General features: G+C 41.5%; 18 protein-coding genes and 1 pseudogene. 14 read left to right on the top strand and 5 right to left on the bottom strand.

Translation table 11 applies throughout. From position 1 onward, the window contains the following. Positions 1-317 precede the first annotated feature (317 nt). From H6F44_RS19280 to H6F44_RS19270, 3 genes and pseudogenes are all read left to right on the top strand, one after another. Positions 318-605: pseudogene (locus tag H6F44_RS19280) on the top strand (HEPN domain-containing protein); the annotation flags it as partial. 24 nt (positions 606-629) lie between these two features. Further along, positions 630-1,187, top strand: coding sequence for a DUF2887 domain-containing protein (locus H6F44_RS19275; RefSeq protein ID WP_190352651.1), 558 nt, complete (start codon positions 630-632; stop codon positions 1,185-1,187). Between the two features lie 106 nt (positions 1,188-1,293). After that, positions 1,294-1,560: a hypothetical protein gene (locus H6F44_RS19270; protein WP_242016662.1), complete on the top strand. Its 267-nt coding sequence runs from the start codon at positions 1,294-1,296 to the stop codon at positions 1,558-1,560. Here H6F44_RS19270 and H6F44_RS22990 read toward each other — a convergent pair. The 3 genes from H6F44_RS22990 to H6F44_RS19260 all read right to left on the bottom strand — a co-directional run bounded on the left by H6F44_RS22990 (position 1,557) and on the right by H6F44_RS19260 (position 2,558). Beyond that, positions 1,557-1,694: a hypothetical protein gene (locus tag H6F44_RS22990; protein WP_206754475.1), complete on the bottom strand. Its 138-nt coding sequence runs from the start codon at positions 1,692-1,694 to the stop codon at positions 1,557-1,559. The two genes, H6F44_RS19270 and H6F44_RS22990, sit on opposite strands and share 4 nt — an antisense overlap. A 102-nt stretch (positions 1,695-1,796) precedes the next feature. Then, entirely contained in the window at positions 1,797-2,093 is a 297-nt protein-coding gene (gene cutA, locus H6F44_RS19265; protein WP_242016661.1) for a divalent-cation tolerance protein CutA, read from the bottom strand. A gap of 219 nt (positions 2,094-2,312) precedes the next feature. Continuing rightward, complete coding sequence (locus H6F44_RS19260) at positions 2,313-2,558, bottom strand: hypothetical protein (protein WP_190352649.1); 246 nt, start codon at positions 2,556-2,558, stop codon at positions 2,313-2,315. A 136-nt stretch (positions 2,559-2,694) separates the two neighbouring features. On the opposite strand from H6F44_RS19260, the gene H6F44_RS19255 reads away from it, so the two are divergent. Continuing rightward, complete coding sequence (locus H6F44_RS19255; protein WP_190352648.1) at positions 2,695-2,832, top strand: hypothetical protein; 138 nt, start codon at positions 2,695-2,697, stop codon at positions 2,830-2,832. Positions 2,833-2,936: 104 nt separating this feature from the next. On the opposite strand, the gene H6F44_RS19250 is transcribed toward H6F44_RS19255, so the two are convergent. After that, positions 2,937-4,868, bottom strand: coding sequence for a M48 family metallopeptidase (locus H6F44_RS19250; protein ID WP_190352647.1), 1,932 nt, complete (start codon positions 4,866-4,868; stop codon positions 2,937-2,939). A gap of 535 nt (positions 4,869-5,403) precedes the next feature. On the opposite strand from H6F44_RS19250, the gene H6F44_RS19245 reads away from it, so the two are divergent. From H6F44_RS19245 to H6F44_RS19235, 3 genes are all read left to right on the top strand, one after another. Continuing rightward, on the top strand, positions 5,404-6,084 hold the full coding sequence (locus H6F44_RS19245; RefSeq protein ID WP_322096261.1) for a phytochelatin synthase family protein: 681 nt from the start codon (positions 5,404-5,406) through the stop codon (positions 6,082-6,084). Between the two features lie 3 nt (positions 6,085-6,087). Next, complete coding sequence (locus tag H6F44_RS19240) at positions 6,088-6,234, top strand: hypothetical protein (protein WP_190352645.1); 147 nt, start codon at positions 6,088-6,090, stop codon at positions 6,232-6,234. A 120-nt stretch (positions 6,235-6,354) separates the two neighbouring features. Beyond that, a complete protein-coding gene (locus H6F44_RS19235) occupies positions 6,355-7,329 on the top strand; it encodes an SDR family NAD(P)-dependent oxidoreductase (RefSeq protein ID WP_190352644.1) in 975 nt (324 codons plus the stop codon). Here the strand turns inward: H6F44_RS19235 and H6F44_RS19230 are convergent. Further along, complete coding sequence (locus tag H6F44_RS19230) at positions 7,326-8,894, bottom strand: TIGR03985 family CRISPR-associated protein (RefSeq protein WP_190352643.1); 1,569 nt, start codon at positions 8,892-8,894, stop codon at positions 7,326-7,328. The genes H6F44_RS19235 and H6F44_RS19230 overlap by 4 nt on opposite strands. Positions 8,895-8,966: 72 nt before the next feature. Between H6F44_RS19230 and H6F44_RS19225 the strand changes: the two genes are divergently transcribed. From H6F44_RS19225 to H6F44_RS19195, 7 genes are all read left to right on the top strand, one after another. After that, positions 8,967-9,320 carry a TM2 domain-containing protein gene (locus H6F44_RS19225; RefSeq protein ID WP_190352642.1) on the top strand — a complete coding sequence of 118 codons (354 nt, stop codon included), beginning with the start codon at positions 8,967-8,969 and terminating at the stop codon, positions 9,318-9,320. A 92-nt stretch (positions 9,321-9,412) separates the two neighbouring features. Further along, positions 9,413-10,351 carry a CRISPR-associated ring nuclease Crn3/Csx3 gene (gene crn3 / locus H6F44_RS19220; protein ID WP_190352652.1) on the top strand — a complete coding sequence of 313 codons (939 nt, stop codon included), beginning with the start codon at positions 9,413-9,415 and terminating at the stop codon, positions 10,349-10,351. Positions 10,352-10,407: 56 nt separating this feature from the next. Further along, entirely contained in the window at positions 10,408-11,109 is a 702-nt protein-coding gene (locus tag H6F44_RS19215; protein WP_190352641.1) for a Uma2 family endonuclease, read from the top strand. A 99-nt stretch (positions 11,110-11,208) separates the two neighbouring features. Further along, the gene (gene cas10 / locus H6F44_RS19210; protein WP_190352640.1) at positions 11,209-13,467 is read left to right on the top strand and encodes a type III-B CRISPR-associated protein Cas10/Cmr2; all 2,259 of its coding nucleotides are present in this window, start codon (positions 11,209-11,211) and stop codon (positions 13,465-13,467) included. Further along, positions 13,464-14,183: an RAMP superfamily CRISPR-associated protein gene (locus H6F44_RS19205; RefSeq protein WP_190352639.1), complete on the top strand. Its 720-nt coding sequence runs from the start codon at positions 13,464-13,466 to the stop codon at positions 14,181-14,183. Before cas10 ends, H6F44_RS19205 begins: the two co-directional genes overlap by 4 nt. Next, positions 14,180-15,481, top strand: a complete 1,302-nt coding sequence (gene csx10, locus H6F44_RS19200; protein WP_190352638.1) for a type III-D CRISPR-associated RAMP protein Csx10 — start codon at positions 14,180-14,182, stop codon at positions 15,479-15,481. Before H6F44_RS19205 ends, csx10 begins: the two co-directional genes overlap by 4 nt. Further along, positions 15,478-15,972: a hypothetical protein gene (locus tag H6F44_RS19195; RefSeq protein ID WP_190352637.1), complete on the top strand. Its 495-nt coding sequence runs from the start codon at positions 15,478-15,480 to the stop codon at positions 15,970-15,972. The genes csx10 and H6F44_RS19195 overlap by 4 nt, the downstream gene beginning before the upstream one ends. The last annotated feature ends 73 nt before the right edge of the window (positions 15,973-16,045 follow it).

Here is a 16,045-nt window from a genome sequence, read left to right as displayed (position 1 = left end):
TATTGAAACTAGCTCCCAATAAGTTAACCTACTATCAACGAGGTAAGAGGGCTATGCAGCTTGTCACGGCTACGTTTTAGATGTCTTTGTCACCCCCTCAGGGACAGGCTACTTTCTAAGTCCACTTTGCTTAAAATACAACATAGTCATCTGTAACCTATTTCTCTCAGTAACTCACTTTGAGAATGAACAGACAATGCTTATCCAAAATATAACTAAAGAAGGAATTTATTTCTATGATCAAAGAGCAGTAATTTCTAGCGCAAAAAGCTCACGATAGTCTCCGCGCCGCTAAACTATTAGAAGCTGAAGGACTAGCAGATATTGCCGTTTCTTGTGCTTATTATGCAATGTTTTACATAGCCGAAGCCTTTCTATTAGAAGAAAATCTAAGTTTTAGTAAACATTCTGCCGTAATTAGTAAATTTGGTGAATATTTCGTCTGCACAGACAAAATTCCCAGCAAATATCATCGTTATCTAATTGATGCCGAACAAATGCTCCTAAAAGGAGATTATGATCGCACCGAACGATTAGAACCTGAAGATGCAAAGCTAGTGATTCTGAGAGCAGAAGAATTCTTAGAGTTGTTAACGTATTTATAGATCGTGATGAGATCGCCCGCCGCGATGAATATACTAGTAAGATTCACGATATTCTATCAACTATTCAATACCTTTCACACTTTGCTCTTCGAGCTAATCGAACGCCCGATCGCTGAAGCAGAAGGCTATGAATTTAGTTCAGTGGAAGTGAAGGAAAAAGCCTTTCGGTTTGATGGCATATTTAGCCCCAAAGCCGAAGACAAAGAGACTGTACTGGTATATAAATTCCCAAAATTAACCCGTGAGGAGATTGAGGCAATGTTTACATACAGCGATTTAAAGCAAACACGAGTTTATCAAGAGGCAAGAGCAGAAGGCGAACAACGTGGTGAGCAACGTGGCTTACAACTAGGTGAGCAACGTGGCTTAAAGCTAGGCGAGCAGCGTGGACTGCTAAAGGGTCAAGCCACAATGTTGTTGCGGATGCTTAGTCGCAAGTTTGGACAGATTACGCCAACTTTGCGAGGCAAGGTCAACAAACTATCGGCAAAGCAGTTAGAAAATTTAGCCGAAGACTTATTTGACTTAGAGACGATCGCTGACTTAAATAACTGGCTAAAAACCAAAGGCAAAGGCAACTAGAGGAGTTTTAACCCAATATCTGAAAAAGGACATGAACCTAAAACTCATGTCCTTTTTTCAAGGCTAGCGCTTGTTCGCAGGAATAAGAACTAGTAAAAACCCGCAAATGTACCAACCCATATTTGAAATTACGCCAGTAATTGAGCAGCATTTTGAGAGCCCCCTGCGAGTAAAAGCCGAAGCCACTGTCGAAGCGATCGCCCTAAGCAAATCAATCTCAACAGCCACATCGCAACAACAAGTCGAACTAGCCAAAGCATCGGGATGGGGAACGCTCACCGATATCTGGGTGAAAGCCAATCATCAAGGCAATACATGGCAACATCGCTGCCATGAACAACTGAGTCAATTATTGACCCAAACCGAAATCTAAGCTGCTAAGTCTGCAACCGCAAGCTGGCGGAGTCTGAGCAGTTGGCGATGGGGCGTTGCAAACTTCCTGATTGGGGCAAGACAGCCCCATCGGGAAAATATATAGCTAATCAGGAGCCAATCACGATCAACCAATGGTTTGTGAAATCAGAGTTAGCCTAGCGAGAAATCTGGAGAGCCTTTCATCGCAACAAAAAAGCGATCGCTTGTCCGCAAACAGGCGATCGCTACTTTTATTTACATCAAGATAGACTTTGCCCAGAGCAAATAATTTTGTTCAACAGCGATCGCTGATAGGGCAATAATTTCAGGTACTTGATAGGGATGGAGAACAGTCAACCTAGCTGCTAGTGATGCATAATTGCTTGCCAGAGTTTTAATGAGAACTAGATGCTCTGATTCTTGACATAGTTTTCCATCCCAGATATAGGTAGATGTCATGGTGGGCATGATTTGAATGCAAGCAGCAAGTTTTTCCTCGACAAGTATTTTGGCAACGCTATTGGCAAGATCTAGATCGGGAAAGGTTGTCATAATGACTATTAGCTCTGAGTTAGGCATTGGAACTCTGTAGTTACTGTGTAGTTACTTTATGAACAATGGCATAATCTGCGAAATCGAATAACTCGCGATCGCAGAACCGATTGCCAACGAACTCATTGCTTTTCATGTCAACAATACTGAATGGACAAAGGACACGATCGAAAAGGCGCGGCACAAAGGGATTGCCGTCAAGATTTTTAGCTACAGGGTTTAGGCGGTTGACAAAATTAATTCGTTAGGAATTGCAATCCAAATTTTAAACTGGTTCGCGTCAGGGGCGATTAAGATTGCCATACCCAAATCTAAATCTTTTCTGCATCCTGCGATCGCTTCGTTGAGAGAGTTATAGGCTTTGTCTGCAACAAAGGTTTTACCGAGAAAGACAATTGCATTTTCAGTACCAGCGATGCTTTTGATGATAATTGAGCGAACTTGGGTTAGTGAGTTGAGGATCATTGCTTTTGCCCTGTGAACGTTTTCTCTATGGGATTGGTATCGTCTCCTATCAGGATTGACAGTGCGATCGCTAATCTAGGTTCCCGTGATGTTGAGGGTGAGTGTGATATTGGTCATAGGGTTTAAGGCGATCTGCTTGAAAATCGATCAGGGACAACGACTTTATCGGTCAGTCAATGGCGCAATGATTATCACCAACCCTCCTCCAAATGGCAATCATATTGAGCAAAGAAAAGTGAGCAATAATTCCGTTGATCAGGGAAAGGATTTATAAAGGTATTTCCAGTGTTGGTAGTCTCTGTAAAAGAGTCTATAGCTTATTTAAACTTTGAGTAGTACAGATAAATTTTTTATAATGGGCTATTAAACTTAAAAAGTTTAGGCTTGAAAAATTGGTTTGCCTGCAACTTTCTTGATGTAGTCTTCTGATAAGACATAAGGGAATGACTGCTTATCAAAGCTTTTGTCAGAGGCAAACACAGTTATATATGTATAGTTTGCAAACTCAAATTCCTTTACGATTTTTGCGATCACTTCTTGCTCTTTTTTCAAGGCTCTGTCACTCAGATGAAATTTCGTCCAGAAAGAATGCTTACATCTAATTGCCAAGACATACATAGGCTTTTCTGGGAAATATTTTAAGTATTTGCGAAGGAGATAGATGGTTTCGATATTTTTGTAATCAGATAAGTATTGCTGTAATTTGTCAACCTCATCTTTAGAAATATCATGACTGATGAGGGCATCGAAGCAACTTACTGTAGCTCTTTCCTGTTGTGCCAAATAAACTTCTTGATAGTGGTCTTCCAACTTCTGTTGGTACTTTAGCGCCTCATCGTTTTTACCCTGTTGTCTGAGAAATTCATAAATTAGTTCGCAACTTGATATACGAGCATCTACATCACACTCCATAGCAATTTCCAAATGCTTGATTCCATCAGAATCTACATCCTCTAGCAAAATTTTTCCTAATAAATAATTAGCACCAGCATGATCGACCTGCATCTTAATTACATTTTGAACTAAAGGAAGAGCGGTGCGATCACCCATAATTTCGCTTGTCCAAAAAGCTCGATTCCAAGCTTCCTCAAGATTTAATATTTCTGACTTAGACTTTTCTTCAAGTTCTTGTAATTTAGTGCGAAGTCCTTGAATATAGGTAAATCGCTCTTTCCAAGAAGCCTCGATATTTGTACACCACTCTCGATCAAATTGCTCGGTTAAATTAGCAAGAGCGTTACCAAGAAATTTTTCTCCAGCCGTCACAGGACTAAAACTCATCGTTGGTAGGGCTGATGGATTAAACCCTAGGGCTTGTAGGCGATCGCGCAGGCAAGGATGGGTATCGATTGTGTCGGTTTTAAGGGTTAGGGATCGCTCTAATAATTTTTGATAGGTTTCAGGTTCAATTTCATTTTGCAAGAATTGAGCAATTTGGGCAAAGGGAGAAATTGGTGGTTCAGGTTGTGTACTAGCCTGTTGAAAAATATTTTTCCAATAGGAATTTTTGATATATTCACTCCTAACGCCAATCAAAATCAAAGCTTCGGCTATATGTTGATTGCCCACAGAGTCCGCCGCACACTGATCGGCTACGTACTCGTTACCCCTCGCTAGTACAAAAGAGTAAGCACTTAATAGCGGTGAGTACCAATTGATAAAGCTATAAAAACTCAGCATCACAACCTCAGCACCCTGCTCGGTTTGGAATCGTTCCAAAATTTGCATCCATGTTTTGCGTACTCGATAAATCCATCCCGCAAAACGGCTATGATTACCTGATAGATGTCCAGTCTCATGAGCTACTACGGCTTGAAATTGTTCTGGAGAGAGGGATTGCATTAATGGTAAACCAAGAATGAGATAGTTCTTTTGCCAACCAAAGATTCCTAAACGAGGAACTTGAACTACCGATGCATTAAACTCTGGTGTCAGTAAAATCTTATGAAATGATGGAGCTTGTAGAGACTTTGTGAGGCGGTTTACTAAAGCAAACAATTCGGGAACTTGTTTACGATTTAGTCTTATTCCAGTTGGTTCGGGGAATGTTACCCACAGAGATCGCAAAATCATGAACAATGGGATGACAAAAATCAGTACCATGTAAATGGTGAACTTATTGACAAAACGTCCATAGATAGCAATTAAGCCAATAAACATCACTATTCCTAACAGAACGGCGATCGCCACAAAAATGTATAGGTATCCAAAAGCGGCTAAAGCTGCTACACGCAATTTATACAGATTAGGATGTTGCTGCGAGTATACTTCCAATTGCTGAACCAATTCATCAAATTTCTCTTGAGTCATAAATTCGCTCATGTAGGCAAAGAGGTGAAAGCAGGCATAAGAATAAGACGTAGGAAGTCAAAATCAATCTAACGTACATTAGTGTATTTACCCCTGTTAAGGTGCAAAAATATCGAACGTAGATTGGTCGTTTCAGCCTTCAAAAATCCATTTTCTTGAACTTTTGACATGATGTTTTACAGATCTATATTTCTAGGATCACGCAAGATCGTTAGTCACCTTAACAGGGGTAATTAGTGTATTTTAAGACCACCCGAACGTGGCTACATAAAGATACAAATATTTTTTGTGCATCCCGCGAAATGGACTGAGAAATTTGCGTACACTATTCCTTGTTTGAGTTTTCTATCATAACACCGATCGCCTAACTATAAATCCAATGCCCGAAATACCCCACAGCGATCGCTGTCTAAACAATGCCCATACTTTGCCGATGATAGTCAAGAGCTATGGTGTCCCGATGGTTATACTTTTATTGATGACGAGCTTGTAAAGTTACCCACAGAAATTCATGGTACATAAGGTTTCTAGCAAAGTGAATTTAGCAATAAAGGCATTGATCTTAGGATTTGCGCTGTCAGCTTGCAGTGCGATCGCCCAACCCTTAGCCTTACCCGACAACCTGATCTCTATCACCTCAGATAGTGGCAAAAAGCTCTTATCGGCTAGTCAATCGAAAACAGACTACCCACCACTGAGCGAGTATTTTGTTACTCAATCTCATCCCGCTTACTGTGGAGTTGCCAGTATGACGATCGTCATCAATGCTTTACATGGCGATCGCAAGCTGACTCAAGACAACTTTTTTGACAACCAAAAAACAAATCAAATTGCGTCTGCACTTTCCATTCAATGGAGAGGGATGAATCTTGATACCCTTGGCAAATTGCTAGAAAGCCATAATGTGAAAGTTCAGGTTTACCATGCAACTGACACCAACTTATCGACATTTCGTGACTTAGTTACGGAAAACCTCAAGCAGTCTAATAACTTTGTATTGGTCAATTATTTGCGGCGCAGTATTGGACAAGAAAGCGGTGGGCATATCTCACCAATTGCCGCCTACGATCGCTCGACAGATCGGTTTCTAATCTTGTATGTTGCCAGCTACAAATATCCGCCAGTATGGGTTAAGGCTGAAGAACTATGGCAATCCATCAATACCATTGACAATGACGGTGGCAAAACCAGAGGCTTTGTATTAGTTAGCCCATAGAATATGAATTTACCCCGCCACAAAAAAATATGCGATCGCCCAGATATACGAATCGTTGGGATCTTACTTTTCCCGTTAAGACCTGAATCTGGACAGGAGAAAGAATCTCAACCGCAGGAGCGTCAGGTTGATTGCGATGGAGATAAGTAACCTGTTCGTCAAACTCTCTTTCCTTGATTATAAATCTTTTGGCAGAACTTGCTTAAGTTATCTTTACAAAATTCCTAAGTGATAATTGTAACGTAGTTCGCAAAATGGAGAGGATTTTTTATGGCAGCAAATTTAAAAGGTAAAGTTGCCTTGGTAACAGGGGCTTCAAGGGGAATTGGCAAAGGTATTGCGATCGCTTTGGGTGAGGCTGGTGCGCTGGTTTACATCACGGGGCGCAGTGTAAATCAGACAAATTCTCTGGAAACTATTTCGGGAAGCTTGCTCGAAACTAAAGCCACCGTAGAAAATGCGGGAGGGATTTGTATCGCCGTTCCCGTTGATCACAGTGATGATGAACAGGTTAAATCTCTATTTGAACAAATTGATCGAGAACAAAATGGACAATTGGATCTCTTGGTGAATAATGCTTTCGGTGCTGTGCGATCGCTAATCTCCTCCAACGGCAAACCATTTTGGGAAGCAGATCTGAGTCTTTGGGATGCTTGCAATCAAGTCGGTTTGCGAAGTCATTATGTAGCCAGTCATTTTGCCGCGAAGATGATGACCCAACGCAAACAAGGTTTAATCGTGACGATTTCTTCTTGGGGTGGTTTGGCTCCGATCTTTGGGGTTGCCTATGGTACTGGTAAATCTGCTTGCGATCGCCTTGCGGCTGATATGGCTGTCGAACTCAAGCCCTTTAATGTTGCTTCGATTTCCCTTTGGCCGGGGATTGTCGGTACTGAGCAGTTTCATCAGTTGGCTGATGGCAATCTTGAGGATAATCTTGGGGTGACGGCGATCGCGGATAAGTTTAATTGGGAAACGCCTTTGTTTGTCGGTAGAGTAATTGCAGCTCTATGTAACGATCCAGACCTGATGAGGCGAACTGGCAAGGTTCAGCTTGCGGCAGAACTGGCGGCACGTTATGGCATAGTTGATGAGTATGAGCATTGTCCTGTTTCTTTACGCTCTCTCAGATTTTTATTGGCGCAGGGTTTGCCAAGGCTTAAAAGTGTGGCTAAGTTGATTCCCGATCTGAAAGTGCCTTGGTGGATGCTCCTGTTAACGGTTCTGAAGTCGCCAAAAATCTAAAATTCATTCCCTTTCTTTTGGATTTTTGGCAATGGTAGATAATGCATCAACTCTTGAGTTGCCTCATCTACCATTCTCTGCCTGAGAGAAATTGGTGCTAACACCTCTCCATTAGGTCGCCAATCTCGTAGTCTCTGAATAATATTGATATCATTAGGACGAATCAAAGCTTGATAGTAGCGATCGCTTGGATCGCGTTGTCTTAAAATCTCCAAAATTATATCCCGTTCATAGTCATCAGAAACAGCTTTTTGGAGCAGAGGGGCAATCCTAGCATAAGGAACCGCCCTGAAAGTGGGATGTCTCACCGTATTGTCCACATACCATCGGGCAAAATCTTCTGAGAAGCGAAGTAATAAAAGTTGCGGTTCTTCGTAAAACTTGAATCCCCATGCTTTGCCTAGCTCTATCTCAACTTCTTGAGAAGTAGGTAACTTGCCACTATTGCGTAACTGCTTTAAAGCTTTTGGCACATGGCGATCGCCCCAAGCGAGAACTTTTAAACTTCCAGAGGTAATCCGATCTAGACGGTAATTGTGCCAGCCCATATTGCCATCAGGATCGATACCATAGGCGCTGAGATATTTAGCACGGCGGAGATAGTGAATACAGACTGGATAGACGGTGATTTGCTTAACTTGACTAGAAAAACTGGAAAAATCCGTTGGCTTGAGGACAGAATTTTGCTGGATCATTTCATAGTTAAATTGAATTACGCCACTGTCTGCGGTATGCCAGAGATCTTCCAATTGTTTATGGTAATCATCAACGCGATCTTGCACTTCAGGGGGAAGAATGTAGTCGAGATTGACAAAGGTATGGGGTAATTTTTGATGCTTTGACAGCAAGCGATCGCTATCCTGTTCGGCAATCAATAATTCTGAAAGAGAATCTAGTAACAGTTCTAGATTTGGCTGCACCATTGAGAGCGTATCGAGGGCAACCAATAGATCGAGGCATTGCTGACGCGATAGATTTTGGCTCAGCCATGTGTTGACCATTGGCAATTGGGAAAGCGATCGCTCGTTGATTAATCCTAAATTGGAGACTGCATAAATATCAGGCGATAACTGTGGCAAAAGATCAACGGGTAAGATTTGAAATTCACCCCTAGGCAATACCTTCAACCAACCAATTTGGGCTAATTTCTCCAAATCTCCGCGCAGCGAACGATGCACTGTCGCAAAGGGAGATTGCGATAGTGCTGTTTCACATTGCTGAAGATTAAAGCCTGTGAGTGCTTGCAATTGCGATCGCATAGCATCACTGGGATGTAACCAATGATTTAAAGATTTAGCACAAATACAATGGAGATCGCTGCAACCATTGATAAAAGATTCAGATTTTAGCTTTTCTGATGTGGGATGCTGGGACGAATATAGGTGATCGCGTAGGTCTGGATAGCGAAATACATCGGTTAATAGGCGATCGCGATAAATCATCCCTAAAATCACCCAAAACCGCACCGCCCGACTCATACTACTCGCCAGATTGCCCTGCACTAACCAATTCAAGATTTGCACTGTCGGAGGATTTTGAAAAATAGCAGTGATGTTAGATGGCATAAATATTTAATTGAATACCCTTCTTCAATGATGCCCTATAGTGTCAACAGATCACCTAGATATACTAAATCTATGCCTGAAGATAAAAATGACTTGCAAAAGCGTCTTGAAGAAATAGATCGTCAATCGCAGGATCAAGAACTTGCTAAAACCTATAAGCTATCTCAGAAAAATATTGTGATCGCGGCGATACTCTCCTTTTTTCTCCCTATTGGCGGGTATATCTATACTGGCAGATGGAAAGCGTTTTGGATCTTATTCGGCGTACTTTTTGGAATCATCATGCTTGGCTCAGTTAATGAAAGAGACGAGGAAAAAATAGACAACTTGGCGACATTTTGTGGAGTGGTTGCTGCCATAGTTGCACCTATTGACAATAGCATTGCCATTCAGTCGGCTAGGGAAAAAATTAATCAAATGAAGTAATTTCAACTATTCAAGGTTATCAATCTTTTTTCTTAATTTTTCTTGACTATTATGAATTATTTGACCTAATTATGCTTTTACAGTCTAAACTAATGACCAGCAACTTGCGGCGGCGATCGCTCATGACTATTCCTAAAATTCAATTATCTCTCACGCCTAAAATCTCCATTGACGGGTTGCGCTATCAACAACTAGAAATTGAAATTCTTACTCCCGATCGCGTCATAAATCCATCGGACATGATCGGCTTAGAACTACCAGCGACTGTCGATACTAGTGGCGGTGTGGTGATCTCTGGACGCGCCCCGATTTGGCTCTATGCTTACTTTGTCCATGAGTTGCATCCCACTAAATGGGTGGCTTGTTTTGATCCGCGTATTTCTGGCGGCGTGGTGGTGGCGACCCATAGCAATCAGGCGGCGATCGGGCAAATTATCCTAGAAGCGCCCACAAATGAGGTGCAGCTATGCCCCGCCCTGATGATTGTCGGTCCGCCCAATAGCGGTAAAAGTGTGTTAGCCCATGCGCTATTTCAAGCCTTACTACAGGAAAATCCCCATGTCTATTTGCAAAGGGCAAATTGGGATGGTGAGGGGAACTGGACTGTGGAACTGGGGGACGAAGAGCAAGCGGAAATCATGAAGGTTGCCAATAAAGGGGCTTTGACTGAGGAGTTTTTTCCCTATCATGCTCAAGCTATTTTGGAATTGCGCCGCCATAAGTCTCTAGTTTTGGTTGATATTGGCGGCATGGTACAGCCTGAAAAACATCCTATTCTTGAGGCTTGTTCTCATTACTTGATCATTAGTTCCAAGACCGAAGAGATTGATAAATGGCATGAGTTCTGTCGCGATCGCGGTAATCTTGCGACCATTGCTGTAATTCACAGCACTTTGGAGACTTGTGAAAAAGTCACTCAATCACAGCCCTATCTGGAAATGACCTGCGGTGCTTGGCTGATGGGGCAACCTCGTGCTGTGCCTGATGAGTTGTTAACAAGAGTGCGATCGCTCTTTTTGAAACGTACTTAAAATATGAACATCATGCCACTTACCATGCTGCTTATCATACCAACGAGGGTAAAACCATGACTTTTATGACCAATCCATCGATTCATCCCGTTCCACTTCCCGATCATACCCAACTACCAGAATCCGATGGTACATTCGTGAAAAATTTTCAAGAGCATCCTCAAAGCATTCTCTTAACCGATTCTCTAGAGCCTCTGCTGCAAAAAAGACACCCTGATGGGCAATATGTAATCGGGCAAGATAGTGGCATTTACTGGCGGATTACTGATCCTCCTGAAAAGGGCGCAGAAGCTCCCGACTGGTTTTATGTGCCTAATGTACCTCCTACATTAAATGGTGAAACAAGGCGGTCTTATGTACTTTGGCAAGAGTTCATTGCACCATTAATTATTTTAGAATTTGTTTCAGGTAATGGCACTGAGGAAAGAGATAAAACTCCTTGGAAAGGTAAATTTTTTATTTATGAACAAGTAATTCGTCCCGCTTTTTATGGCATCTATGAAGTCAAAAGTGCGCGTGTTGAAGTATACCGATTTGTTGCTAATCAATTTGAACTTCTGACTGCCAATGAACGCGGACATTATGCAATTGGTGTTCTTGGAGTAGAGTTGGGTATTTGGCAAGGACGATATCAGAATTTAGAACTACCTTGGCTGCGCTGGTGGGATGCGGAAGGCAACTTACTTCTAACAGGAGCAGAACGCGCCGAAATCTTACTTGCTCAACTACGCGCTGCGGGTATTGAACCACAGGTTTAAACTATATTTTTCATGAATGTGAATTACAGTTAGATACGATCGGCGATCGCCCCTTCCCTAAACCCATATCAATCAAAACCAATACTAAGTAATAAAGAAATGACTGAACAGATAAACCATACAAAAAAAATCACGATCGCTCTAGCATGGTGTCTCGCATGGGGCGATCGCCGTGAATCACAATTTGATCTCGCAGTTTTGAAGAATATGCGCCAAGCGCTTACTGATGGTGGTCAAATTCCTGAAGAGGTGCGATCGCTAGTCGATCAAGTTAAGCAATTACAAAATATTGATCTTAATAAATTCCCTGATACATTTCAGGAATTGCAGAATAAATATGCAGACCTATGGAATCAAAGAACCAAAATCGGTCTAGTCTATGGTGGCGCAACTAAGATTAAGCAATATGTTTTTGAAGCCGCCAAACTATCCGATATTCGCGGTGCATCAGCATTACTCGATCGCATTAATCTAGTTGATATTCCTGCATTTTTTGGACATTATGATGAAAGCGCACCGAAACCTAAATCTGCTGAGGATTGCCTAAAGAAGATTAGAGAATGGCTAGAAAGAAGTTTTCCAAAACTTGGTGATGCACTCATTCCAGAATTATTGATTTATTCCACGGGAGGTAATGTGCTTGCTTTCTGCCCTGCGGCTTTTGTGGATGATTTGGCTAATGCGATCGAACGGCGCTATACCGAAGAAACGCTGACGGCTAACTCCTGTGCAGTGGGTCAGACTTTTAATTTGTTAGAAGTTCGCTTTGGTTTGCTAAACAATGCAGAAAACTTTTGGATAGATAGCTATCTTAAAAATCATCAAAATCCATTGGTTGAATCCTATTTTGGCGGTTCTAAAGATGCTAATAAAAAGACTAAATCCTCACAACAGTTGCGAGATGCTTTTATAGAACGGAAGAATTTTAATGAGTTAGTGACTAGTTTAGCGATCGCTTTTAATAAGAGACGTTCAGGAAATACTACTGGCGATCGCCCTAGCCGCGCCTATCCACCAATATTTGAGACACATCCCTATCTAGTCAGAGATGAAAGCGATCGCCGTCCTGCTATTTTCCAAGCAACGGAGCTAGGCGATCAGCCGTATATGTCGGAATCACTAGCACGCAAACGTCTAGCTGGTCAAATTGCCAAGCGTGATGGTAATCTTCAATGGTATGACAGAATTGGCTTTGATTGGAAGTCTAAAGAATCATCAATTCCTAACTGGATTCAAGACTTTAGTAGGTTTGTTGAGAAAAAACATTCTGAAATCTCTTACTTGATTCCTCCGAAAACTGATGAAGCCTTATCTTTGCGAGAAATTGGACAGGCGGGCAAGGGATTTGTGGGTTACATCTATGCTGATGGTAATAATATGGGGGGATATATTCAGAAAAATATCCAAACCCCTGAGCAATATCGTCAATTCAGCGAGGATATTTTTGAAGCAACCAAAGACTCAGCCTATTATGCTCTAGCGCAGCATTTACAGCCTACCTATGTTCATCGAGAATCAGAAGCAGGCAAACAATCTACGGTATTAATTCATCCATTTGAAATCATAGCGATTGGTGGTGACGATGTTTTGATTATTGTGCCTGCGGATAAAGCATTGGCGATCGCACAAACTATTGGTGAAAAGTTTGAAGAAATTCTCAAATCTAAAGGCAGATATGATATTCCTAGTACCAAGAAGCCTATAGATTATAGTTTTCAACGTTATCAAAACGGCAGTATCAAACCTTCGGAATCATTTCTCAGCACATCTTTGGGCGTATTAATTACTGCGGAAAATACGCCTATTTACTACGCTGAAAAATTAGTTGGTCAATTGCTAAAATCTGCTAAGAAGAAAGCAAAGGCTCTAAAAACAAAGCATGGATATCATGGTGGAACGATTGATTTTCTATCCATGAAATCAGTTACTATGTTGTCCTCTAATGTGGAATCATTTCGTAAAGAAGGGCTTAGTAAAGGGAATTTACGCTTTTTTGCCGCGCCCTATACACTGCATGAGATTGGTGGATTGATTGAAGTTGTTAAGGTTTTAAAGAGTGCCAACTTCCCGCGATCGCAACTCTATCAACTGCGAAGTTTATTAGAAAATGGTAAACAGACTGGCATGATCAACTATCGCTATTTTCGAGTCCGTCTCAAAGATGGGCAATCGGAGATTAGAACACATTTTGAAGATGCTTGGTGTAAGCCAAAAACTAATAATGGCAACCTTGCACCTTGGATGACTGGTACAGACGAGCAAGATAAAATTTTTTATGAGACTATCTGGCGCGATCTGGTCGATATCTATGACTTTGTGGATGTAGAAACAAACGTACCACAGGAGGCAAATTCATGATTACATTAACTACACTAAACAGACCGACTACTAACATTAGTCTCACTGTCACCATTGACTCGGCGCTCTGTGTTGGGGCTGGCGGCTCATCGGGATCACTGGCAGATAAACCGATTATTCGCAATGCTGACAAGAAATTACTCATTCCTGCCTCACAACTCAAGGGCAGACTGCGCCATGAGTGCGAGAAAATTGCAAGGGCTTTGCAATGGAGTATTTGCGAATCGCCTAAAGCGGAAACCATGTGTCCTCAAAGGAAAGGGCTAGACGGAAACTTTGAGCGAGAAGCATATAGGGTCAGCAGTGACCCTATTGAAAAAAATCGGCATTGCCTAATCTGTCAGATTTTTGGCAATCCTGTTTTGCCTTCACAGGTTCTCTTTGATGATTTAATTTGTACTGAAGATCCTGAAAACTTGCCCGAAGTAATTCGCCCAGGGGTAACGATCAATCGCCGCCGTCAGACTGCGGAGGAGAATAAACTCTATTTCTTGGAGACTTCTCCTGCCAATGCTCAGTTACAGTTTAAAGGAGATATCCATTTCTTACCTGATTGTCCAGATTTCGGCAAAGCATTAATCTATGCGAGTTTGCAACATATCAATGCTCTCGGTGGCAGTAAGTCATCGGGTTTGGGGTGGCTGACTTGGAACATTACAAAGCTTGATATCGATGAATCTGTATGGCAATCTTTAGCAAAGGGAGGTGAATCATGAATAGAATTGATTTAGAAATAAGAGCGCGATCGCCTTTAGCGATTGGTAAGCAGAAACCAGGTGGCTCTGTTAGCGAGGCTGATGACTATATCTCAGGTTCCGTAATTCGTGGCGCGATCGCTGCTCAAATCTTGCAACAGGCAGGATATAGTTCTGGCGACTTTTCCACTAATGGCGGTGATTTCCAAAATTTATTTTTAGGCGATCGCCCTGCCATATTTCAAAATGCTTATTTTGCAGTTGCAACTCACAAAGATGAAGATAAACCACTGCAAATTGTTAATCTAAAAAAGGTATTAGCTTTACCAGCAACGGCTTTAAGTTCCAAGAATAATTCTGGTTTTAAGACTGAACTCAAGAAAGATGGTAAGTACAAAAACAATGGTGTGTTTGATACTTTAATTGACCGCTTTTGTTCAGAAGCATACGGTCATTTATACGATCCTAACTGTCCCGAAGATGGCGAACGGGTTGATGCTTTTACTGGTTTCTATGGCATTAAAGATGGCAAATATTACAAACCCTCAGTCGATAAGCGTCTTTTAACTAGAGTTGGCATCAATCGCCGCCGTGCGGTTTCTGAAGAGCAGATTCTGTATAGCATTGAGGTTATGAATGAGTCTAAGCCCCAAAAATCTGAACCTAGCATTTATCGCAGTTCTATTTATGTTGAGGATGACAACCTAGCCAAGAGTTTACAAAAATTCATTGAAGACAACTCACAACAATTTCGATTTGGTGGTTCTGCTTCGAGAGGTTTAGGTAAGACCGAAATAAAGGCAACTTTTTTAGATAAACTGCCAAAATCCGATCTAGAGCAACGAGTGAATGATCTCAACCGTGAATTAACAAAACGCTGGCAAGATTGGCAGATTTTTGGTAAACCTCAAGAATATATTAAAAGTAACCGTAAATTCTTCACCATAGATTTACAATCCGATGCCATTCTGACCGATCAATGGCGGCGCACTATGGTAATTTCGGAGACTATGCTCAAGCAGTTTACAGGCATTGCTGATAATAGCCTCAAGCTTCATGTTGCCTATAGCAGCTATGACTATCGCTCTGGTTGGAATGCGGCTTGGGGGTTGATGAAAGATGTTGAATTAGTAACTAATCGTGGAGGTGTATATTTGTTTAGTGTGGAGGTGAATGGGAAAAGCGATCGCTTTGCAGAATGGCTAGAGGCTTTAGAGCGTTTAGAAATTACAGGAATTGGCGATCGCACATCTGAAGGTTTCGGTCAAGTTCAAGTTTGCAATTATTTTCATTTAGTACTAAGAGAGGATGCAGTATGACCACATTATCAAGTCTTGGAATTGAAGCACAGCTTGCGCTGCGAATTGAGCGAGAAACTGCTGTTCAACTAGATACAATTATAGAAAGTAAGATTAAAGTAGTTGCCGAAAATTTTTCACTTAAATATGTAAGCGAAAAATCTCCCTTTCGCAATGTGCTGGCGATGTCACTTGAGCCTATTTCCTCTCTGGAAGCAATCAAGGTTTTCATTATGTCTCAGGTTGGTAAAAGTGGTGCTAACCCAATTTGGAAATCTAAGGCTGGAGACAAACTTTTTGCTCAAGCAGTTGTGGAGAATATTAGAGACTTGGACTCTGATGCCAAGGAGATTTTGAATCGCGTAAAAGAGTCTGTATCATTAAAGTCAGATTTGGAGGTATCACACAATAAATTGTTATCTGATTTGAAAGTTTATTTAGATGATACACAGAATTACAATTCTCTTTTGAAAAAACTTCATTTGGGAGCATCCCAAGTTTGCGCTAAGTAGAAATACTTAGCGATGGGGAATTATTAAGAAAAGCTGTACGCAAACGTAAGATCTTTGGAACATTGCATGGATT

The organism is Pseudanabaena cinerea FACHB-1277, assembly GCF_014696345.1.
GTDB lineage: Bacteria > Cyanobacteriota > Cyanobacteriia > Pseudanabaenales > Pseudanabaenaceae > Pseudanabaena > Pseudanabaena cinerea.
The sequence above is the reverse complement of the archived record's forward strand: the minus strand, read 5'-3'. Positions and strand labels throughout refer to the sequence as shown.